Below are 20,402 nucleotides of genomic sequence, written 5' to 3'. Positions count from 1 at the left end.
ATCCCCCGTCGTGCACATTTCAACTGTAGGAGCGAGCCTGCTCGCGAAAAACGTCCGGGCGCCGCGTTCATTCAGACAGGGCGCGTTATCGTTGACGTCCATCGCGAGCAGGCTCGCTCCTACAGGGGAGATGCGTATCTTCAATCCGGGAATTTCAGGCGTACCCGGGCACCGGTCGGTCGGCTCTGGCAGGCCAGTGTCCAGCCGTCGGCCAGCTCCTTGGGGGTCAGCACATCGTTGCGCGCCAACTGAACCTCGCCTTCCTTGACCACGCACATACACGCCCCGCAAAAACCTTCTTCACAGGACGACGGCACATCCAGGCCGGCGGCCTTGCAACTTTGCAGCAAGGTATCGCCGGGCTGGCAGGCAATTTCGTGTTGCTGGCCATCGAGTTCGACGATCAGCGCTTCGCATTGCGAATCCATGGCCGCAGCCCGCGCCTCGGCCTCTTCTGCCAACAGCTCGTCGGGGTCCGGCGGCGAGACGAAACGTTCGACATGGATCCGCTCGGCCGCTTCGCCCAGTGCCAGCAGCGTGCGCTCCACGGTGTCCATGAACGGACCCGGCCCGCAGATGAAGTAGTCGCCACCGGCCGATCCGCGCAGCAGATGACGGACCTGGTGGTCCGTCAGAAAACCCTGCACCGAATCGAGGACGTGCACCACGTGCAGTTGATCAGGATGCGCCTTGATCAACTGACACAGCTCGTCCTTGAAAATCACCGACGCCTCATCGCGGTTGGCGTAGATCAATTTGATCGGCCGCCGGCTGCTGTGCAGCACCGATTTGAGAATGGAAAACACCGGGGTGATGCCCGAGCCGCCACCGAACAGGACCAGGGGCTTTTCGGTGTCCGCCGACTGCTGCGGATCCAGGCAAAAGTGCCCGGCCGGTGGCAGCACTTCCAGCCAGTCGCCGACCTGCACTTCGTTCATCCAGTTCGACACCCGGCCACCGTCGACCCGCTTCACCGTGACCTTGGGCAGCGCATCCGCGAGGGGCGAGCTGGCCATGGAGTAGCAGCGGGTCAACAGTTTGCCGGCCAAGGGCACGCGAAAACTCAGGAACTGGCCCGGTTTGTAGCGAAAGCGCTCACGCAGGGTTGGCGGTACGTCCAGCACCAGCGAGCGCGCATCGGCGGTCTCGTCGATCACCGCGCACACTTGCAATGAGACACTTCCCGTCGTGTGTTCGGCCGGGGTCAGGTTCTGTTGTTGCGTGCCCATGTTCACCTCGGCCTCAGAGCCCGCTGATCAGTTGGGCGTTGTCGACGCGGATCTCGGCACCGTTGACGAATCGCGACTCGTCGGCGGCGAGGAACAGCACCACGTTGGCAATGTCCCGCGGCGCGGCCATGCGGTTCATCGGATCCTGGTCCAGCGCTTCCTGCGGGATCGCCTGACCACCGGCCAACGCCTGGGTCATCGGCGTGTTCACGCCGTCCGGGTGCACGCTGTTGCAGCGGATGCGGTAGCCCTGCTGCTTGCAGTGCAGGGCAATGGAGCGGGTCATCGCCGCCACCGCGCCTTTGGACGCCGAGTAAGCGCAGAACATTGGCATTGCGCCCAATGCCGCCACCGACGACATGTTGATGATTGAACCACCACCGGTTTCCTTCATCGCCTGGATCGCGTATTTGCAGCCGAGGAAGTAGCCGTCGCCGTTGATCTTCTGCACCTTCTGCCACAGCTCCAGGGTGGTGTCTTCGATGCTGCCCAGGGCCAGGATCGCGGCGTTGTTGACCAGCACGTCGAGACGGCCGAAGTGTTCGACGGTGGTTTTGACAACGTTCTGCCAATCGCTTTCGCTGGCGATGTCATGGCGGATGAACAGCGCGTTGGCGCCGATTTCCGCAGCCACCTGGCGACCGGCTTCTTCGTTGAGATCGGTCAGTACCACTTTGGCGCCTTCACGGGCCAGCAGCATTGCGTCTTCGCGACCGATGCCGCTGGCGGCGCCGGTGATGATGCAGACTTTGCCTTCTACACGTTGCATTGTTGTTCTCCTGATCGTGCGGTTTGAAGTGCGAATTGGTCGGCCACGTGGGCGGCAGCCCGGCGACCGGAATAGATGCAGTCGGCCAGGGACAGGCCAGAGACATACAGGTTGGAGGCGACCCCGACGGCGTTGCGGCCGGCGCTGTACAGGCCATGGATCGGCTGCCCGGCGTGGTCCAGCACCCGACCGCTGTCCTCGCAGACCTTCAGCCCGCCCAGGGTGATGACCGGGCAGGGGAAGAGTTTGCTGTCGAAAGACAAGTCGAGGGCGTACCACGGGCCTTGGTCGAGGTCGGTGAGCATGGCGGCGGATTTGCCGAACTCGTCGGCGACTTCACCGCGTGCGGCGCGGGAGTAGCGTTCGACACTCTGGCGCAGCAGTTCCGGCGGCAAATTGCAGCGCTTTGCCAAACCGGCGAGGCTGGTGCTGCGTTTGGCGTTGAACAGCAGATTGAGCAGGACCGGCAGGCGCTGGAAATTCCACACCTTGCCCGGGCCGACCTGACTGAGTGCTTCTCGAACCAGCGCACGATTGAGAATCAGAATGGCCCGGCCGTCCTGTTCTTCAACCATCGCGTGACCGAGCGTCGCGCCGTAGATTTCTTCGTTGGCGTAGCGCTCGCCGCGAGCGTTGACGATCAGACCCCGAGCCCACGCCAGAGGCGGGTTGATGAAACGCCAGGCGCTGACTTTGTCCATCCGCGCCACGCTGCCGCCAGCACTTTGGCCCAGGGCGATGCCGCTGCCGTTGCAGCCAGTTGCGCCCAATGGCAGACCGGCCAGGTACTGCGGCGCGTGTTGGCGCACCAGATCGCGATTGAAGATGAAGCCGCCGCTGCTCAGCAGCACCGCCTGTTCGGCGCGAATCAATTGCCGAATGGCGCTGGTCTGTTCGATGCGGCGCTGACGGGCACGCAAGCGGTCGGCCAACGCCGGAGCGTACATATGAATGGCGGCGGCCCAGCGCGACAGACGCGCATGTTGTTTGGCGGCGCGACTGCCCGACGGCAACTGCCAGGCTTCGACGCCGATGACCTTGTCGTCGAGGTCGAGCACCAGTCGTCGCACTTCGCACTGGCTGCGCAGGCGCGCACCGTGGCGCAAGGCGCTGGCCTTGAGCGGGGCGAACAGGCTGGCGCCGGACATGCCCGGACCCTTGGTGCGGTGGCCACGGGGCGCCGGTTTGGCGCTGGCGGCATAGGCCGGCACGGCTTCGTTGCCGGAGTAATAGAGGTAGTACTGGTCACTCGGGTACGAGGTTTTATGCGGTGGCACGCTGGCCTCGAAAGCCGCGCCTTGTTGCTCCAGCCAGGCCAGTTGCTCGCGGCTGGCGTTGCAGAAATTGCGCAACGTCTCGTGGCTGACCGCTTCACCGACTTCCTGACGCAGGTAATTGAACATGGCCTCGCTGCTGTCTTCATAGCCAGCCTGACGCTGATACGGCGTGCCACCGCCGGCATAGACCACGCCACCGCTGAGCGCCGTGGCGCCGCCGCCTTCGAAGCGATCGAGGGCGAGCACCGACAGGCCGCGAGTGCTGGCTTCGATGGCGGCACAGGCGCCGGCTCCACCAAACCCGACGATCAGCAAGTCGCAGCGGTCATCCCATGGCAACTGGTCGGCGCTGTTCACTCGCAACGCCGTCAACCGGTTCAGGCTGTCCATGTTCGGGCCTCAGCCAGCAGCTGCGAGAGAAGGTGCTGGTTTGGCGGTGGTGGTGTAGCTGCCGTCGAGGTAGACCAGCGGGGTGATGGCGTCAGTGGTGTGGATCTGCAGGATGCGCCCGATGAATACGGTGTGGGTGCCGTAGCTGAAGTGGCCGTCTTGGCGGCAGAGGATCGCCGACTGCGCGTCACCCAGGTAAGGAATGCCACCGGGGCTGGTCAGCCAGTTGCCACGGTCGAAACGGGCTTCGCCCTTGATTGCGCCGCTGCACAGGTTGGCCAGGTCTTGTTGTTCGACGCCGAGGATGTTGACGCAGAAGTCGGCGCCGGTCGCCAGTGCGGCGTGGGGCGAGGCGGTCTTGTTGACGCAGATCAGCAGCGATGGCGGTTCGGTGCTCAGGGAGTCGACGGCCGTGGCGGCCATGGCGAAGCGTTCGGAGCCGTTGCTGGTGCTGATAATGGTGACTGACTTGGCCAGGCGGCGCATGGCCTGGAGCATGTCGGCTTTGAGATTGACGTCGTTCATCGCACTGGGCCTTTTTGTTGGTTGGGGAGTGCGATGGATTCTTGCTCCGACGTCCAGTCGTCACATCGTCCGAGGGGACTAGGCCTTGGCGGCCTCTGGGCCGACCAGGCTCTTGGGTGGTTTTGGGTGTATATCCGTTTCTGCGGTAACGGCCGCTTATGGTTCCGCTCTTACAGCGGGTCACTTTGGCAAACGCCCCAAAGTAACCAAAGGTCTCGCCCCTTACGTACGGCCCCTCGCTTAGGCTCGGGGTTCCTTCGCTGCGGTATTCATCCGGGGGCATTGCCCTCCGGTCGGCTTCGCTTCGACCTACATGCAATGAGTTCGACTGCGTCGAACGGCGCTGCGCGCCAGTCCCCGGATGAACACCTCCACTCAGCCTTCCGAGGGGGCGGGTGGATCAAGATCAAGAGCTGCAGGCGAGCTAACGCTCGGCCTGATGAGTGGTGAGGAGCGGGGTGTACGCCGCTCTGCCTTTGCTCTTCTGTGGGAGCGAGCCTGCTCGCGATGACGGCCTGCCAGCCAACACACCTCTTTCAGATTTACCTCCAAAAAACTGTTCCCCAGCCCCACATGGTCCGTTTGAGGGATGTCCACTCTGTTGCGCATTGCTTGAATGCCAGTGTAGGGGCGCTACACCCGCCCCGTTGCACGCGCGCCCCGGCGGATGGGGTGAACAAAGGAGAACAATAAAAATGCTCAACCAAGACCTGATTCGCCAGCGTCTGAGCCAACGTGCCCGCGAGTTGGTGCCGATCCTGCGTGAACGCGCCCTGAATGCCGCGCAAGCCGGCCAGTTGCCTGAAGAAACCCTGAAGGACTTCCACGACGCCGGGTTCTTTCGCATCCTGCAACCATCCCGTTGGGAAGGCTATGAGCTGGAACCCAAGGATTTCTTCGACGTACAGATGACCCTGGCCGAAGGCTGCATGTCCTCGGCCTGGGTGCTTGGCGTGGTAGCGATCCACAACTGGCAACTGGCGCTGTTCGACGACCGCGCGGCCCAGGATGTCTGGGGTAGCGATTCCAGCGTGCTGATCTCCTCTTCCTATATGCCCGTGGGCAAGGTCGAACGGGTCGACGGTGGCTTCAAGTTGAGCGGCCGCTGGGGCTTTTCTTCCGGCAGCAAGCATTGCGACTGGGTGTTCCTCGGTGCGCTTGTGCCGCCGGCAGAGGCGGGCGGGGCGCCGGATTACCGGACGTTCCTGGTGCCGCGCAGCGACTACCAGATTCTCGACAACTGGAACGTCATGGGCCTGGAAGCCACCGGTTCCCACGACATCCTGGTGGAAAACGCCTTCGTTCCCGAGTACCGCACCCATCGCGCGTTCGACGGTTTCATGCAGAACAGTCCGGGCAACGAGGTGAACACCGCGCCCTTGTTCCGTCTGCCGTTCGGGCAGATTTTCGTGCGTGCGGTTTCGTCCTCGGCCATCGGTGCCCTGCAAGGCGCGGTGGATCAGTTTGTCGAGCACAACCGCGCCCGGGTCGGGGTCAATGACGGTCGCAGGATGGTCCAGGACCCGGCCGCGCAATCGGCGCTGGCCAATGCCATGGTCTGCGTCGATGAGTGCAAGACCGTGCTGCATCGCAACTTCGCGCTAATGCTGGAGCGCGCGCAGAAGGGTGAGCCGTTGAGCATGCCCGAGCGGGTGAAGATGCGTTACGACTCGGCGCTGGTGGCCGACAAGTGTGCCAAGGCGGTTGGTGAGCTGATGTTCAACAGCGGTGCTTCTACGATCTTCCGCAGCCATCCGATCAACCGTGCGTTCCGCGACATTCACACCGGTCGCGCCCACGTCGCCAACAGCCCGGCCAAGTACGCCTGGAACCTCGGCGGCGTCAGCATGGGCCAGGACAGCAACGACTTTTTCCTCTGACTTTTTTACTGGCTCTTTTTCTATGAAGCGGGCTAGTCCGTTTGCGTGATTCGAGCGCCCCGTCGATGCACGAGCATTGACGGTAAGGCGAAGGTCTACGGCGCCGACTGCGCATCCAAATAAGCACAAGGATCAACCATGAAATTTTCCCTGATTTACGAAGCCCAGACGGTGGACTCCAGCCGCGAAGGCGACCGCAAGATTTTCGAAGACACCGTCGAGCAGGCCGTGCTCGCTGACAAGCTTGGCTTCGACACCTTCTGGTGCGTGGAGCACACCGCGTTGAGCAACTACTCGCACATGTCCGCGCCGGAAACCATGCTGGCTTTCGTTGCCGGTAAAACCGAGCGCATCGGCATCGGCCACGGCGTGGTTTGCTTGCCTCCGGCGATGAACCACCCGGTGAAGGTCGCCGAGCGCATCGCCACCCTCGACCTGCTGTCCAAGGGCCGTGTGCACTTTGGCGTGGGCAAGGGCGGTACCCAGCAGGAAGCCGGCACCTTCGGTTACGACCTGGCGACCTTGCAGCCGCAGATCGACGAGATGATGTACCTGATCCCGAAAATGTTCGTGCAGGACGAAATCGAACACAACGGCGACTTCGTGCAGATCCCCAAGCGCCCGATTCATCCAAAACCGTACCAGGATCCGCACCCGCCGATGTACCTGGCGTGCACCAACACTGAATCGCTGAAGAATGCCGGCGGTCGTGGCATGGGCGCCCTGGTGCTGGGCTTCGGTGGCCCAGAAGAAATCGCCAAGAAGGTCGAGGTGTATCACACGGCCTACGACAACCGCGATGAGAAGAAGCAGGTTGGTTTCCGCCCTAACCGTCACATCGCCGCGCTGTGCCCGGCCATCGTGCTGGACGACAACGCAGAAGCACGTCGCATCGGTATCCGTGGTCAGCGTTACTTCATGGAATCCCTGGGCTACTGGTACGGCGGTGGCGAGCGTCCGGACCCGGAGAAGTGGAAAGACGACACTTTCGTCGACGGCAACGGCCAGAGCGTGATCAAGTCGCGCTTCGCCTCGGAAGAAGTCAGCGTCGACTTCTCCGACCCGACCATGGCGATGATGAACCCGAACCACGCCTACGGCACCGTCGAGGATTGCATCGGCTACGTGCAGCGCCTGATCGACGCCGGCGCCGACGAAATCCTGTTCATCTGCCAGATGGGCACCGTGCCGCAGTGGGCGCAGCTGGAGACCTTGAAGAACATTGGCGAGAAGGTGATTCCGCACTTCCGCAAAGCGTGACCACATCGCCTCTGTAGGAGTGAGCCTGCTCGCGATGAGGCCATAACATTCAACATCAATATTGAATGTGAGACCGCTATCGCGAGCAGGCTCGCTCCTACAGTTGATTGCATTTCAGGCCTGGCACGGACGTCAGGCCAACTTTCCAACGGGTCCCCAAGGCCCGTTTTTTTATGCCTGCCGAATATGATTGAACACCGCATACCCCTTGTAGGAGCGAGCCTGCTCGCGATGAACCGGAGAACGCCGCGGGGTGTCAGGCTTGCCGCATTATCGTTGGCGACCATCGCGAGCAGGCTCGCTCCTACAGGTTTTGGGCCTATAGATAGAGCCTGTTTAACGGCTGTCAGTGTTACTTGATGAAAGCTACAACGCCTTGCGTCGTTGCCTACAGGTACGCCAGAATCCGCCGGCTTGTGCGCCCTGGACCCCCTCGGTAACTTGATTCGTGTCACTGCCCATCAGTGACCGGGTTTAGTCGCCCGTTGTGACACGAAGCGCATTTGCATCCCAAACAGTCAGGTCATTTCATGCCCTGCACTTCATGGTAGCTGTGCGCAGGGCGCCTTCGGGCGCGCCGGTTTTGTGCTCCGCCGGTCGACTAACCTGCGTACAGCTGCCACCCCTCTTGTTTAGTCGCAAGCAGGTGACGGCTCCACATTTTGGAGCGTTCAACTATGGTCAAACCTTCACCGAATCCGCCGGAAACCGTGCGCATCCCCTCAATCGCCGACATCCGCGCCACTCCTCGAACAATCAGCACACTGTTCAGCGTCAACCCTGGCCTCGGTCGATGTGATGGTGCATCAACTGGTGGATCATCTGGAGGGCAGTGACCGCAATGCGCTGCTGGGCATTTCCAACAGCGTCATGCTCGCCGAAATCACCGCGAACCGGGTGCTCGATCAAATCGACCCTCCCGCATAAACCCGCAACACCACATACCCACTGTAGGAGCGAGCTTGCTCGCGATGCACCAAAGAACGCCGCGTGGTGTCAGGCTATCAGCGTTTTCGTTGGCGACCATCGCGAGCAAGCTCGCTCCTACAGTTTTGATGTGCGTACCCCACCAATTCCGCTAGTCCCATTGGACGATGTTGCCCCTCCCCGAACCCGTTTGAATAGCTCCTACATATGGCCCCTACATAAAGTCTCCCCCGGCACCAGCCGAAGGGCGGCATGGCCTGAGAAAAACGAGGAGTGCATCCATGGATATCCGTGGTCTGGGTTACGTCACCCTGCTGTCCAGCGACCTGGCGCAATGGCGCCACTATGCAAGCCAGGTGTTGGGCATGATGGTTATTGGCAACGATGACGACGAGCTCCTGTACCTGAAAATGGACGAGCGCCACTACCGCATCCTGGTGCAGAAAAACGCCGACAACGGCTTCGGTGCCTGCGGCTGGGAAGTGGCCGGCAAGGCGGCGCTGGAACAGGCGGTCAGCGAGCTGCAACAGGCCGACGTGCAAGTCACTCGCGGTACAGCAGCCGAAGCCGAGCTGCGCAAGGTCCAGGAGCTGGTGCACTTCAGCGACCCGGATGGCAATCGCCACGAAATTTTCTGGGGACCGCTGCAGGATTTCGCCCGTTTCGTCTCGCCGGTGGGCGTCAAAGGTTTTGTCACCAACGACCTCGGCATGGGCCACGTCGTATTGCCTGCACCAGCCTTCGAGCGCTGCCGCGACTTCTACGAACAAGTGATGGGTTTCGGTTTGTCCGACCTGATGAAAGTCCGCTTCACCCCGGACCCGGCCGAGCCGCAAAAGCGCATTCACTTCCTGCACTGCAACAACGGCCGCCACCACTCGCTGGCGATTTTCGAGTGCCCGATGCCCCACGGCTGCGTGCACATGATGGTCGAGGTCAACGCGCTGGACGAAGTCGGCCGCGCCCTGGACCGCGTCCACGCCAACGGGGTGAAGCTGTCGGCCACCCTCGGCCAGCACACCAACGACCAGATGATTTCTTTCTATATCAAGACCCCGTCCGGGTTTGACCTGGAATACGGCTGCGATGGCCTGGTGGTCGACTGGGACCGCCACACGCCGTTCGAAAGCACCGTGGTCAGCCACTGGGGCCACGACTTCAGTGTCGGTCGCCAATGAGGAACAAGACGATGGACAAGCAAATGACCACTGCCGAGATTGTCGGCCAACTGCGTGACGGCATGACCATCGGTATCGGTGGCTGGGGCCCGCGTCGCAAGCCGATGGCGCTGGTGCGCGAAATTCTGCGCTCGGACCTCAAGGAGCTGACTGTTGTTGCATACGGGGGGGCGGACGTCGGCATGCTCTGCGCAGCCGGCAAGATCAAGAAACTGGTGTTCGCCTTCGTGTCCCTGGATTTCATTCCGCTGGAGCCGTACTTCCGCAAGGCGCGCCAGGAAGCGGCGCTGGAAGTGATGGAGATCGACGAAGGCATGCTGCTGCTCGGTCTGCGCGCGGCGGCGATGAATGTGCCGTTCATTCCGACCGCCGTGGGCCTGGGCACCGATGTGCTGCGCCACAACCGCCAGATCAAGTTGATCGCCTCGCCCTATGCCGATGGCAAGGACTGGGTGGCCATGCCGGCGCTCAAGCTCGACGCGGCGCTGGTCCACGTCGACCGCGCCGACAAACGCGGTGTGTGCCAGATCAGCGGTCCGGATCACTACATGGACGACCTGTTCGTGCGGGCCGCGACCCACAGCTACGTGACCTGCGATGAGCTGGTCGACAGCGAGTATTTCCATCAGGACGTCGCCCATGCGCATCAAGTGTTCTGGGAGCGCAACCTGACCACCGCCGTGGCCCACGTGCCGGGCGGGGCGCATCCGTCTTCCTGTGCGGCGCTGTACGGTTTCGACGTCGCGCACTTCAAGGCCTACAACGCCACGGTCCAGGTGGCCGACGGCTGGCAGGGCTATGTCCGCGACTACGTCGACTGCACCCACGAACAGTATCTGGAAAAGGTCGGCGGCCTGGCTGCGATCCGTGAACTGCCGTTGCCGATTTTCTAAGGAGCCTTTCGATGAGCACTACTGATTACAGCCTCGCTGAGTTGATGATCTGCGCGGCCTCCGAAGCCTGGCGCGAAGACGGCGAAGTATTGGCCTCCGGCATCGGCGTGATTCCGCGTCTGGCGGCATCGCTTGCCATGCTGACCAGCAGCCCGCAACTGCTGATGACCGATTCCGAAGCCTACATGGTTGCCGAGCCGGTGCCGTTGGGCGCGCGCAAAGGCTATGAACCCAAGCGCGACAGCTGGATGGGTTTCTCGCGGATTTTCGACAACGTGTGGGGTGGTAAACGCCATGCCCTGGTCGGCCCGACCCAGATCGACCGTTACGGTCAGGCGAACATTTCCTGCATCGGCGACTACGCCAAACCCAAAGCGCAGATGCTCGGTGTGCGCGGCTTCCCCGGCAACTCGATCAGCCACGCCAACTCGTTTTGCGTGCCGAGCCATAACCGCCGGGTGTTCGTCGAAGGCGAGGTCGATATGGTCGCCTCGGTCGGCTACAACCCGGCTCGCCTGGCACGGGGCTGGTCGCTGGACGACATCGACATCCGCCTGATCATCACCGACCTCTGCGTCCTGGATTTCCAGGGCCCGCAGCGGCAGATGCGCATCCGTTCGCTGCACCCCGGCGTGACGGCGGCGCAAGTCCAGGACAACACCGGCTTCGAGCTGCTCGTGCCGGATGACTGCCCGACCACCGCCGCACCGACGGCCGAGCAGTTGCAGCTGATCCAGCGCCTGGACCCGCACAACCTGCGCGCCCTGCAACTCAAAGACAACCCGCCAGGCCAACGCTGAGCAACGCGTTGCGGAGAAAAGTGATGGCTGAACATAACGATAACAATCAGGCCGAGGTGGTGCTGTACGAGGTGCGTGGCGCGGTGGCGCTGGTGACCATGAACCGCCCCGAGTTCCACAACGCGCAGAACTCGCAGATGACCTATGCGCTGGACGCGGCGTTTCGCCGGGCCTGCGATGACGATGAAGTGAAGGTCATTGTGTTGCGTGGCGCCGGCAAGCATTTCTCCGCCGGGCATGACATCGGCACCCCGGGCCGCGACGTCGACAAGACCTTCGACCGCGCCAGCCTGTGGTACGACCATGTGAACAAACCGGGCGGCGAGTTTCTCTATGCCCGTGAGCAGGAAGTTTATCTGGGCATGTGCCGCCGCTGGCGCGAGATGCCCAAGCCGACCATCGCCATGGTCCAGGGCGCGTGCATTGCCGGTGGGCTGATGCTGGCCTGGGTCTGCGACCTGATCGTCGCCAGCGAGGATGCCTACTTCGCCGATCCGGTGGTACGCATGGGCATCCCGGGGGTGGAGTATTTCGCCCACGTGCATGAACTCAATCCGCGCATCGCCAAGGAGTTCCTGTTCCTCGGCGAACGTATGCCGGCACCGCGTGCCTATCAGATGGGCATGCTCAATCGGGTGGTTGCTCGCGACGAGCTGGAACAACAGACCCTCGACATCGCCGGGCGCATCGCACAAATGCCGCGCCTGGGCCTGCAACTGAGCAAGCAAGCGGTGAACAACGCCGAAGACCTGATGGGCAAGCGCGCGACCATGGACATGGTGTTCGGCCTGCATCACTTCGCCCATGCCCACAATGAACTGGTGTCCGGCGACCGCCTCGGCGGTTACGACGCCAAGGCCATGGCCAGTTCCCAGCGCAAAACGGGCGAGGTGTGAACATGGCGATCTCGTTGAATACTCGTTTGACTGAACTGCTCGGTTGCCGCTACCCGATCATCCAGACCGCCATGGGCTGGGTCGCCGACCCGAAACTGGTGGCGGCCACGGGCAATGCCGGTGGTTTCGGTTTTCTTGCCGGTGCGACCATCGAACCGCAGCAGATGGAAGCGGCGATTATCGAAACCCGGCGCCTGACCGATCAGCCGTTCGGGGTGAATTTCCATATGTACCAGGCCAACGCCGGCGAGATCGTCGAGCTGGTGTTGCGCCACAAAGTCCGGGCGGTCAGCTACAGCCGTTCGCCGGGCAAGCAAATGATCAGCCGTTTGAAGGACGCCGGCGTGGTGTGCATTCCCACCGTCGGTGCGCTCAAGCATGCGCAGAAAGCCGTGGAAATGGGCGCCGATGCGGTGACCGTTCAGGGCGGCGAGGGCGGGGGACACACCGGTTCCGTGCCGACTTCGTTGCTGCTTGATCAAGTGGTCAATGCCGTGTCGGTGCCCGTGGTGGCGGCTGGCGGCTTCAAGGACGGCAGGGGCCTGGTGTCGGCCCTGGCCTACGGCGCCGAAGGCATCGCCATGGGCACGCGTTTCCTGATGTGCGCCGACAGCCCGGTGCCTCAGGAAACGTTGGCGCGTTACCTGGCGGTCAAGGACCCGGCGGCCATCATCATCAGCCGTGCCATCGACGGCATGCCGCAACGGATGATCCGCAACGAATTGCTCAACCAGCTGGAAAACAGCGGTGGCCTCAAGCGCCTGTTGCTGGCGTTGCAGAGTGGCCTGGCCTACCGCCGCCACACCGGCATGAGCCTGACGCAACTGCTGACCAGCGTGCTGAAGATGCGCGGCAGCGGGGAACTGACCGCCGCGCAAAGCATCATGGCCGCCAACGCGCCGATGGTGATCCAGAAAGCCATGGTCGACGGGCAACCGGCTGCGGGCGTGTTGCCTGCCGGGCAGATCGCCGCATCCATCGACAGCTTGCCCAGCTGCGCCCAATTGATTGAACAGATCGTCCGCGACGCCGAAGCGCGCCTGGGCGAGCTGTGCCGCCGTGTGTCGTAAGGGGCCATGCATTGTGAAGGAAGGAAACCATGAAACCATTTAGCGTCAGCATCGAACACGGCATTGCCGAACTGGTCTTCAACCGACCACCGGTCAACGCCTTCAGTTGCCAGGGCTGGGCCGATATCGCCAGCGAGATCGAGGGCCTGGGCCGCAACAACGACGTGCGGGTGATCGTGATCCGTGCCGAAGGTCGTGGCTTCTGCGCCGGGGTCGATATCAAGGAACTGGCCGCCGACGGTAACCTGATCGTTGCGGTGAACAAGGGCAACTACGACAGCTTCAAGGCCATCCACCGCAACCCGAAACCGGTGATCGTCGCCGTGCACGGCTTCGTGCTGGGCGGCGGCATCGGCATCTGCGGTGCGGCCGACATCATCGTCGCTGCTGAGTGCGCCACCTTCGGCGTGCCGGAAGTGGATCGCGGGGCCATGGGCGGCGGTGCGCATTTGCAGCGCCTGTTCCCGGTGCAGAAAGTCCGCCACATGTACTTCACCGGCGAAGCCATCGACGCCGCCGAGGCTTACCGCCTGGGCGCGGTGGAGCGGGTGGTCAAGCGCGAAGACTTGCGCGAAGCCGCGTTGCAGATCGCCCGCACCATCGCTGCCAAGAGCCCCGGCATGATCAGCCTGGCCAAGGAAGCGCTGAGCGGCATCGAAGACGGCAATCTGGAAGACAAATACCGCTGGGAGCAGGGCTTCACCCTCGAAGCCTACCGCTCACTGGACTCTCAGGAAGCACGCGACTCGTTCGTCGAGAAACGCGATGCCCGATTCAACGGCTGAAGGCATATCCATGGACCTGACCTATACCCCGGCCCAGCAGGCCTTTCGTGCCGAGGCACGGACCTGGCTGGCGGCCAATGTACCGAGTGAACCGCTGCAATCGTTCGACACCGAGCCTGGCTTTGCCGAGCACCGTGCCTGGGAAGCCAAGCTCAATGAAGGCCGTTGGGGCATGGTCACCTGGCCGACCGAACTCGGCGGGCGCGGCTGCGACCTGATCGAGTGGCTGATTTTCGAAGAGGAATACTACCGTTCCGGTGCCCCTGCGCGGGTCAACCAGAACGGCATCTTCCTGCTCGGCCCGACCTTGATGGAGTACGGCAGCTCAGAGCAAAAAGCACGCTTCCTGCCGCGCATGGCCACAGGCGAAGACATCTGGGCCCAGGCCTGGTCCGAGCCGGGTGCCGGTTCCGACATGGCAGCGATCCGCTCCAAGGCTGAACGGGTGGGCGACCACTATGTGATCAACGGCCAGAAAACCTGGTCGACCCGCGCGGTGTGGGCGGATTGGGCGTTCGGTATTTTCCGTACCGACTCGCAGTCCCAGCGTCATCACGGGTTGACCTTCATCCTGCTGCCGCTGGACACGCCGGGCATCACCGTACGGCCGATCCCGCAGCTCAACGGCTTGCCGGGTTTCGCCGAGATCTTCTTCGACGACGTCAAGGTGCCGGTGGAAAACGCCCTCGGTGGCGAAGGCATGGGCTGGCACGTGGCGATGTCCACCGCGGGTTTCGAGCGTGGTTTGTTGCTACGTTCACCGGCGCGCTTCCAGGAAACTGCCAAGCGTCTGGTGCAACTGTATCTGGCCAATCGTGAGCAGGCCGACCGCGACCCGGCCATTGGCGAGGCCGTGATGCGCGCCTGGCTCGATGCCGAGGCCTACACCCTGAGCACCTACATGACCGCCTCGCAACTGGTGCAGGGCGGCAAGATCGGGCCGGAGTCGTCGACCAACAAGATCTTCTGGTCCGAACTCGACCAGCGCATGCACGACACCGCCATGAGCATTCTCGGCCTGCGTGGCGAACTGCTGCCGCAAGCCCCGGCCGCCGGCGACGTCGGCCATTGGCTGGAAGGTTTCCTGTTTGCCCAGGCCGGGCCGATCTACGCCGGCACCAACGAGATCCAGCGCAACATCATTGCCGAACGCATGCTCGGCATGCCGCGTGCCTGAGGAATAGACCATGGACTTTAGTTTCAGCCGCGACCAACTGCTGTTTCAGGACAACGTCCGCAGCTTCCTGATCAACGAAGTCACCCCGGAACGCATTCGCGAACTGTGGCAGAGCGACAGTGGGCGCAGTGAACAACTCTGGGCGCAACTGGTGGAACTGGGCCTGACCGCCCTGACCGTGCCCGAGGCGCAGGACGGCATGGGCATGAATGAGCTGGACTTCGTGCTGATCGCTCAGGAATGCGGTTACGCCGGTCTGCCCGAACCGCTGGTGGACACCATGCTGGTCGGCGTGCCGTTGCTCGCCGCCCTGGATGAGCAACACGCGCCGCTCAAACAAAAATGGCTGTCGCGAGTGGCCGAGGGCCGCGCGCGTCTCGCGGTTTCCGAGCCGGGTAATCCGCTGGTCAGCGATGCCCATGTTGCCGATCTGCTGTTGCTGGCTCGTGGCGACGAGGTGCATGCACTGGAGCGCGACGCCGTGCGCCTGACCCGTAACGAGTCGGTCGACCCGAGCCGTCAGTTGTTCCAGGTCGAGTGGACGCCAACGCCCGCCACCTGCGTTGCCAGCGGCGAGCAAGGCCGGCGTTTGTGGGCGGCCGCCTTCAACCGTGGCGCCCTCGCCAGTGCCGCGCAATTGCTCGGGCTGGCCAAACGCATGGTCGACTTGGCGGTGGACTACACCTTCGAGCGCAAACAGTTCGGTAAACCGGTGGGCTCGTTCCAGGCGGTCAAGCACTTGATGGCCAACGTCGCGGTGCAGATCGAGTTCGCCAAAGGCCCGCTCTACCGCGCCGCTTATGCGCTGGCCGAGCAGCAACCGGGGCAGGATGTGCTGGTGTCCCACGCCAAACTGGCAACGGCGGAAGCGGCCATGCTCGCCGCGAAGAACAGCATCCAGGCCCACGGCGCCATGGGTTACACCTGGGAAGTCGACTTGCATCTGTTCATGAAACGCGCCTGGGCCCTGGACAAGGTCTGGGGCGATCGCGGCCATCACAAAGGGCGGATTCGCGCGGCGCTGTACGACGGCAACCCAGCGTTGGGTGCCGGCGAGACCTTCTGACTTCAACTTTTATTGCGGGATACACCATGCCTGAAGCCTACATTGTCGACGCCCTGCGTACGCCCACCGGGCGGCGCAAGGGTGGTCTGAGCCAGATCCACGCCGCCGACCTGGGCGCCCATGTGTTGCGCGCACTGGTCGAGCGCAACGCCATTCCCGACGAGGATTACGACGACGTGATCTTCGGCTGTGTCGACACCATCGGCCCACTGGCCGGTGACATCGCCCGCACCAGTTGGCTGGCGGCCGGCCTGTCGCAGTCGGTGCCGGGCACCACTATCGATCGCCAGTGCGGTTCATCGCAGCAAGCGGTGCACTTCGCCGCCCAGGCGGTGATGAGCGGCACTCAGGACGTGGTCGTCGCCGGTGGCGTGCAGACCATGACCCAGATCCCGATTTCTTCGGCGATGATCGCTGCCGAGCCCTTGGGCTTCACCGATCCGTTCAGCGGTTCCGAAGGCTGGGTGCGGCGCTACGGCGCGCAACCACCGACGCAGTTCCGTTCGGCGCAGATGATCGCCGAAAAATGGGGTCTGTCCCGGGCGCAGCTTGAAGCCTATTCGCTGGAGTCCCATCGACGTGCCTTGCAGGCCATCGAGCAAGGCCGCTTCAATCGCGAAATCGTGCCACTGGCCGGCGTGCTGCACGACGAAACCCCGCGCCAGACCAGCCTGGAAAAAATGGCCGAGCTGGAATTTCTGTTCGGTTGCGACCGGGTGACCGCTGCGGTGTCGAGCCAGACCTGTGACGCGGCCAGCGCGATGCTGATCGTTTCGGAAGCGGCGCTCAAGCGTTACGGCCTGACGCCACGGGCACGCATCCATCACCTGAGCGTGCGCGCCGAAGACCCGATCTGGATGCTCACCGCGCCGATCCCGGCCACGGCCTATGCGCTCAAGCGCGCGGGGATGAAGCTAGAAGACATCGACCGCGTGGAGATCAACGAGGCCTTCGCTTCGGTGGCCATGGCCTGGTTGAAAGAGACGGGCTATCCCCATGAACAGACCAACGTCAACGGCGGCGCGATTGCCCTCGGCCATCCGCTGGGCGCCACCGGCACACGTTTGATGTGCACCTTGCTGCATGAACTGGAACGCAGCGGCGGGCGCTTCGGCATGCAGACCATGTGCGAAGGCGGCGGTCAGGCCAACGTGACGATTATCGAACGCTTGTAAACCAGGATGTACACCGATCCTGTGGGAGCGAGCCTGCTCGCGATGGACTCAAGAACGACGCGGTTATTCAGATACCCCGCGTATTCGTTAACGACCATCGCGAGCAGGCTCGCTCCTACAGGGGATTGTGTCGACCAGTGATGAATTTGAAGGATGTAGAACATGAAGACTTGTGAAAACCGCGTCGTGATCATCACCGGTGCCGGCGGTGGCCTGGGCCGCGCTTACGCACTGGCCTTCGCTGCCGAAGGCGCGAAAGTGCTGGTCAACGACATCAACCGCGAAGCGGCGCTCGCCGTGGTCGGTGAAATCCTCGGTCAGGGCGGCAGCGCCGTGGCCAACAGCGACGACATTACCCGCTACGACTCGGCGGGGCTGATCGTCCGTCAGGCCATCGAAACCTTTGGCGACCTGAACGTGGTGGTCAACAACGCCGGCATCTGCCGCGACCGCATGTTCGCCAGCCTCAGCGAAGCCGACTGGGATGCCGTGGTGGCGGTGCACCTGAAGGGCCACTTCTGCATTTCCAGCCACGCCGTGAAGTACTGGCGCGAGCAGGCCAAGGGCGGCGCCAAGGTCGATGCACGGATCATCAACACCAGTTCCGGCGCCGGTTTGCAGGGCTCCATCGGTCAGTCCAACTACGCGGCGGCCAAGGGCGGTATTGCTTCGCTGACGCTGGTGCAGGCGGCCGAACTGCGCCGCTACGGGATCACCGCCAACGCCCTGGCACCGGCCGCGCGCACCGGCATGACCGAGCAAGTGTTCGCTGACACCATGAAAAAGCCAGAAGAGGGTTTTGATTACTTCGCCCCGGAAAACGTCGCGCCGCTGGTGGTGTGGCTCGGTTCCGAGGCATCTGCTGATGTCACCGGGCAGATGTTCGAAGTTGAGGGCGGCAAGTTGTCCATCGCCGACGGCTGGCGCCGTGGTCCGGAGGTGGATCGCCAAGGCCGTTGGGCGGTTGGTGAGATGGGCGACGCCGTCGCCCAACTGATGACGCAAGCGGTCCCGGCGGCAAAAGTGTACGGCAGCTGAAAAAGTCCGGTCTCGGGAGGGCGGCGCGCGGCTATAATCGGCCGACGTTTCCCTCTGTCACCACACGAGACCTGCCATGACCATTTCCCTGTACGACGCTTCGGTGCCTGTTTTCCAGCAAATGCTCAACGCTCTGAGCGATGTACTGAAAAAGGCCGAAGCCCACGCCACCGAAAAAAACATCGACCCTAACGCCTTCCTGCAAGCGCGCCTGTTCCCGGACATGTTCCCGCTGGTGCGTCAGGTGCAGATCGCTGTTGATTTCAGCAAGGGCGTTACCGGTCGCTTGGCCGAAGTCGAATTGCCGAAGTACGACGACACAGAAACCACCTTCGCAGATTTGCAAGCGCTGATCGCCAAGGCACTGGCCTTCATCGGCAGCATCACGCCTGCGCAGATCAACGGCAAGGAAGGCATCGAGATCGTGACCCGTCCGGGCACGCCTAAAGAGAAGCGCTTCAGCGGCCAGTCCTACCTGCTGACCTACGGCCTGCCGCAGTTCTTCTTCCACGTCACCACCACTTACGCACTGCTGCGCCACAACGGCGTGGAAGTGGGCAAGCGCGACTACATGGGCGCGTTCTAAACCGTCCAGGTACTTGTAGGAGCGAGCTTGCTCGCGATGGACTCAAATACAACGCGTTCAATCAGAAAGTACGCGTTATCGTTAACGTCCATCGCGAGCAAGCTCGCTCCTACAGGGGGGAGGACGTCAGGCCAGACGCTCGGCTTTCTGCTCTTCGCGCAGGCAAGCCGCGGCGGTGAACAGCACATCGGTGGAGGAGTTCAGCGCGGTTTCCGCCGAGTCCTGCAACACGCCGATGATGAAACCGACCGCCACCACCTGCATGGCGATTTCGCTCGGGATGCCGAACAGGCTGCACGCCAGTGGAATCAGCAACAGCGAACCACCGGCCACACCCGAAGCACCGCAGGCGCAGATGGCTGCGACGACGCTCAACAGGATCGCGGTGGGAATGTCCACGGCGATGCCGAGGGTGTGCACGGCCGCCAGGGTCAGTACGGTGATGGTGATCGCCGCGCCAGCCATGTTGATGGTCGCGCCCAGCGGGATCGATACCGAGTAGGTGTCTTCGTGCAGGCCCAGGCGCTTGCTCAATTCCAGGTTGACCGGGATGTTCGCCGCCGAGCTACGGGTGAAGAACGCCGTGATGCCGCTTTCGCGCAGGCAGGTCAGCACCAGCGGGTACGGGTTGCGACGCAGTTTCCAGAACACGATGAGCGGGTTCATCACCAGTGCCACGAACAGCATGCAGCCCAGCAGCACGGCCAGCAGGTGCGCGTAGCCGATCAGGGCGCCGAAACCGGAGGTGGCCAGGGTAGAGGCCACCAGGCCGAAGATCCCCAGCGGGGCAAAACTGATCACCAGGCGCACGATCACCGTCACGCCGTTGGACAGGTCGCCCAGCACTTCACGGGTGGTGTCGCCGGCGTGGCGAATGGCGATGCCCATACCGATGGCCCACGCCAGGATGCCGATGAAGTTGGCGTTCATCAGGGCGCTGACCGGGTTATCGACCACGCTCAGCAACAGGCTTTGCAACACTTCGCCAATACCGCCTGGCGCTGTGACCGCGACGTCCTGGGTCGACAGCACCAGGCTCGACGGGAACGTCATGCTGACAACCACCGCGACCACGGCCGCGGCGAAGGTGCCCAGAAGATACAGGAACAGTATCGGCCGGATGTGGGTTTCCTGACCGTGCTTGTGGTTGGCAATCGATGCCATGACCAGCACGAACACCAGAATCGGCGCGACCGCTTTCAGCGCGGAGACAAACACTTTGCCGATGAACGCCGTGGACTTCGCCATGTCGGGGGCAATCAGCGCCAGGGCAATACCGGCGATCAGGCCGATCACGATCTGTGTGACCAGGCTCAGGCGTTTAAGGCGTTGCAATAGAGAAGGGGATGAAGCAGTCATAAAACGGCATCTCTGATTTTTTATTAATGCATGGTTTCGCAGGTTTGCGGCAACAAACAGGGCAGGCCGCAGGCGGGAAACCGAGAGGGGAACACGGGGCTAATGCCAGCGCTGATTCCTGT

General features: G+C 62.7%; 18 protein-coding genes and 1 pseudogene. 14 read left to right on the top strand and 5 right to left on the bottom strand.

Features of this window, described 5'->3' with window-relative positions:
- Positions 1–140: 140 nt before the first annotated feature.
- The 4 genes from AC3IX1_RS19185 to AC3IX1_RS19170 are packed head-to-tail and all read right to left on the bottom strand — an operon-like array spanning position 141 to position 4,190.
- Positions 141–1,229: a 2Fe-2S iron-sulfur cluster-binding protein gene (locus AC3IX1_RS19185; RefSeq protein WP_489385384.1), complete on the bottom strand. Its 1,089-nt coding sequence runs from the start codon at positions 1,227–1,229 to the stop codon at positions 141–143.
- 13 nt (positions 1,230–1,242) lie between these two features.
- Positions 1,243–1,998 carry a glucose 1-dehydrogenase gene (locus AC3IX1_RS19180; protein ID WP_489385383.1) on the bottom strand — a complete coding sequence of 252 codons (756 nt, stop codon included), beginning with the start codon at positions 1,996–1,998 and terminating at the stop codon, positions 1,243–1,245.
- Positions 1,986–3,665 carry an FAD-binding protein gene (locus tag AC3IX1_RS19175; protein ID WP_489385382.1) on the bottom strand — a complete coding sequence of 560 codons (1,680 nt, stop codon included), beginning with the start codon at positions 3,663–3,665 and terminating at the stop codon, positions 1,986–1,988. The genes AC3IX1_RS19180 and AC3IX1_RS19175 overlap by 13 nt, the downstream gene beginning before the upstream one ends.
- A gap of 9 nt (positions 3,666–3,674) precedes the next feature.
- Positions 3,675–4,190 (bottom strand): flavin reductase family protein, encoded by a 516-nt coding sequence (locus AC3IX1_RS19170; protein ID WP_046042741.1) that lies wholly within the window; start codon positions 4,188–4,190, stop codon positions 3,675–3,677.
- 695 nt (positions 4,191–4,885) lie between these two features.
- Here AC3IX1_RS19170 and AC3IX1_RS19165 point away from each other — a divergent pair.
- The 14 genes and pseudogenes from AC3IX1_RS19165 (at position 4,886) to AC3IX1_RS19100 (ending at position 18,921) form a co-directional block, all read left to right on the top strand.
- Positions 4,886–6,070 (top strand): acyl-CoA dehydrogenase family protein, encoded by a 1,185-nt coding sequence (locus AC3IX1_RS19165; RefSeq protein WP_489385381.1) that lies wholly within the window; start codon positions 4,886–4,888, stop codon positions 6,068–6,070.
- Positions 6,071–6,208: 138 nt separating this feature from the next.
- Complete coding sequence (locus AC3IX1_RS19160; RefSeq protein WP_102672755.1) at positions 6,209–7,330, top strand: LLM class flavin-dependent oxidoreductase; 1,122 nt, start codon at positions 6,209–6,211, stop codon at positions 7,328–7,330.
- Positions 7,331–8,007: 677 nt separating this feature from the next.
- Positions 8,008–8,257: pseudogene (locus tag AC3IX1_RS19155) on the top strand (DUF6124 family protein).
- A 281-nt stretch (positions 8,258–8,538) separates the two neighbouring features.
- On the top strand, positions 8,539–9,435 hold the full coding sequence (locus AC3IX1_RS19150) for a VOC family protein (protein ID WP_489385380.1): 897 nt from the start codon (positions 8,539–8,541) through the stop codon (positions 9,433–9,435).
- 11 nt (positions 9,436–9,446) lie between these two features.
- Positions 9,447–10,328, top strand: a complete 882-nt coding sequence (locus AC3IX1_RS19145) for a CoA transferase subunit A (protein ID WP_489385379.1) — start codon at positions 9,447–9,449, stop codon at positions 10,326–10,328.
- Positions 10,329–10,339: 11 nt separating this feature from the next.
- Positions 10,340–11,128 carry a CoA-transferase subunit beta gene (locus AC3IX1_RS19140; protein WP_489385378.1) on the top strand — a complete coding sequence of 263 codons (789 nt, stop codon included), beginning with the start codon at positions 10,340–10,342 and terminating at the stop codon, positions 11,126–11,128.
- 23 nt (positions 11,129–11,151) lie between these two features.
- Positions 11,152–12,024: an enoyl-CoA hydratase gene (locus tag AC3IX1_RS19135; protein WP_489385377.1), complete on the top strand. Its 873-nt coding sequence runs from the start codon at positions 11,152–11,154 to the stop codon at positions 12,022–12,024.
- Between the two features lie 2 nt (positions 12,025–12,026).
- Positions 12,027–13,094, top strand: a complete 1,068-nt coding sequence (locus AC3IX1_RS19130; protein WP_489385376.1) for an NAD(P)H-dependent flavin oxidoreductase — start codon at positions 12,027–12,029, stop codon at positions 13,092–13,094.
- Positions 13,095–13,123: 29 nt separating this feature from the next.
- A complete protein-coding gene (locus AC3IX1_RS19125) occupies positions 13,124–13,879 on the top strand; it encodes an enoyl-CoA hydratase family protein (protein WP_489385375.1) in 756 nt (251 codons plus the stop codon).
- A 10-nt stretch (positions 13,880–13,889) separates the two neighbouring features.
- Positions 13,890–15,056: an acyl-CoA dehydrogenase family protein gene (locus tag AC3IX1_RS19120; RefSeq protein WP_489388763.1), complete on the top strand. Its 1,167-nt coding sequence runs from the start codon at positions 13,890–13,892 to the stop codon at positions 15,054–15,056.
- A 10-nt stretch (positions 15,057–15,066) separates the two neighbouring features.
- A complete protein-coding gene (locus tag AC3IX1_RS19115) occupies positions 15,067–16,122 on the top strand; it encodes an acyl-CoA dehydrogenase family protein (RefSeq protein WP_489385374.1) in 1,056 nt (351 codons plus the stop codon).
- Positions 16,123–16,148: 26 nt separating this feature from the next.
- Positions 16,149–17,297, top strand: a complete 1,149-nt coding sequence (locus AC3IX1_RS19110) for an acetyl-CoA C-acetyltransferase (RefSeq protein ID WP_489385373.1) — start codon at positions 16,149–16,151, stop codon at positions 17,295–17,297.
- 162 nt (positions 17,298–17,459) lie between these two features.
- On the top strand, positions 17,460–18,335 hold the full coding sequence (locus tag AC3IX1_RS19105) for an SDR family oxidoreductase (protein WP_489385372.1): 876 nt from the start codon (positions 17,460–17,462) through the stop codon (positions 18,333–18,335).
- A 76-nt stretch (positions 18,336–18,411) separates the two neighbouring features.
- Positions 18,412–18,921, top strand: coding sequence for a DUF1993 domain-containing protein (locus AC3IX1_RS19100; protein WP_046043063.1), 510 nt, complete (start codon positions 18,412–18,414; stop codon positions 18,919–18,921).
- Between the two features lie 126 nt (positions 18,922–19,047).
- Here the strand turns inward: AC3IX1_RS19100 and sstT are convergent, their stop codons facing one another.
- Positions 19,048–20,280 (bottom strand): serine/threonine transporter SstT, encoded by a 1,233-nt coding sequence (gene sstT, locus AC3IX1_RS19095; RefSeq protein WP_489385371.1) that lies wholly within the window; start codon positions 20,278–20,280, stop codon positions 19,048–19,050.
- Between the last annotated feature and the right edge of the window lie 122 nt (positions 20,281–20,402).

The sequence above is a fragment of the Pseudomonas sp. KH_046_2 genome (assembly GCF_057838985.1).
Note: the sequence above shows the minus strand (reverse complement) of the source record. Positions and strands in the feature narration are given on the sequence as shown.

What these genes read in the sequence shown, in the direction of transcription:
- AC3IX1_RS19185 (WP_489385384.1), bottom strand. Translation starts at nt 1,229, where the DNA reads ATGGGCACGCAACAACAGAACCTGACCCCGGCCGAACACACGACGGGA.
- AC3IX1_RS19180 (WP_489385383.1), bottom strand. Translation starts at nt 1,998, where the DNA reads ATGCAACGTGTAGAAGGCAAAGTCTGCATCATCACCGGCGCCGCCAGC.
- AC3IX1_RS19175 (WP_489385382.1), bottom strand. Translation starts at nt 3,665, where the DNA reads ATGGACAGCCTGAACCGGTTGACGGCGTTGCGAGTGAACAGCGCCGAC.
- AC3IX1_RS19170 (WP_046042741.1), bottom strand. Translation starts at nt 4,190, where the DNA reads ATGAACGACGTCAATCTCAAAGCCGACATGCTCCAGGCCATGCGCCGC.
- AC3IX1_RS19165 (WP_489385381.1), top strand. Translation starts at nt 4,886, where the DNA reads ATGCTCAACCAAGACCTGATTCGCCAGCGTCTGAGCCAACGTGCCCGC.
- AC3IX1_RS19160 (WP_102672755.1), top strand. Translation starts at nt 6,209, where the DNA reads ATGAAATTTTCCCTGATTTACGAAGCCCAGACGGTGGACTCCAGCCGC.
- AC3IX1_RS19150 (WP_489385380.1), top strand. Translation starts at nt 8,539, where the DNA reads ATGGATATCCGTGGTCTGGGTTACGTCACCCTGCTGTCCAGCGACCTG.
- AC3IX1_RS19145 (WP_489385379.1), top strand. Translation starts at nt 9,447, where the DNA reads ATGGACAAGCAAATGACCACTGCCGAGATTGTCGGCCAACTGCGTGAC.
- AC3IX1_RS19140 (WP_489385378.1), top strand. Translation starts at nt 10,340, where the DNA reads ATGAGCACTACTGATTACAGCCTCGCTGAGTTGATGATCTGCGCGGCC.
- AC3IX1_RS19135 (WP_489385377.1), top strand. Translation starts at nt 11,152, where the DNA reads ATGGCTGAACATAACGATAACAATCAGGCCGAGGTGGTGCTGTACGAG.
- AC3IX1_RS19130 (WP_489385376.1), top strand. Translation starts at nt 12,027, where the DNA reads ATGGCGATCTCGTTGAATACTCGTTTGACTGAACTGCTCGGTTGCCGC.
- AC3IX1_RS19125 (WP_489385375.1), top strand. Translation starts at nt 13,124, where the DNA reads ATGAAACCATTTAGCGTCAGCATCGAACACGGCATTGCCGAACTGGTC.
- AC3IX1_RS19120 (WP_489388763.1), top strand. Translation starts at nt 13,890, where the DNA reads ATGGACCTGACCTATACCCCGGCCCAGCAGGCCTTTCGTGCCGAGGCA.
- AC3IX1_RS19115 (WP_489385374.1), top strand. Translation starts at nt 15,067, where the DNA reads ATGGACTTTAGTTTCAGCCGCGACCAACTGCTGTTTCAGGACAACGTC.
- AC3IX1_RS19110 (WP_489385373.1), top strand. Translation starts at nt 16,149, where the DNA reads ATGCCTGAAGCCTACATTGTCGACGCCCTGCGTACGCCCACCGGGCGG.
- AC3IX1_RS19105 (WP_489385372.1), top strand. Translation starts at nt 17,460, where the DNA reads ATGAAGACTTGTGAAAACCGCGTCGTGATCATCACCGGTGCCGGCGGT.
- AC3IX1_RS19100 (WP_046043063.1), top strand. Translation starts at nt 18,412, where the DNA reads ATGACCATTTCCCTGTACGACGCTTCGGTGCCTGTTTTCCAGCAAATG.
- sstT (WP_489385371.1), bottom strand. Translation starts at nt 20,280, where the DNA reads ATGACTGCTTCATCCCCTTCTCTATTGCAACGCCTTAAACGCCTGAGC.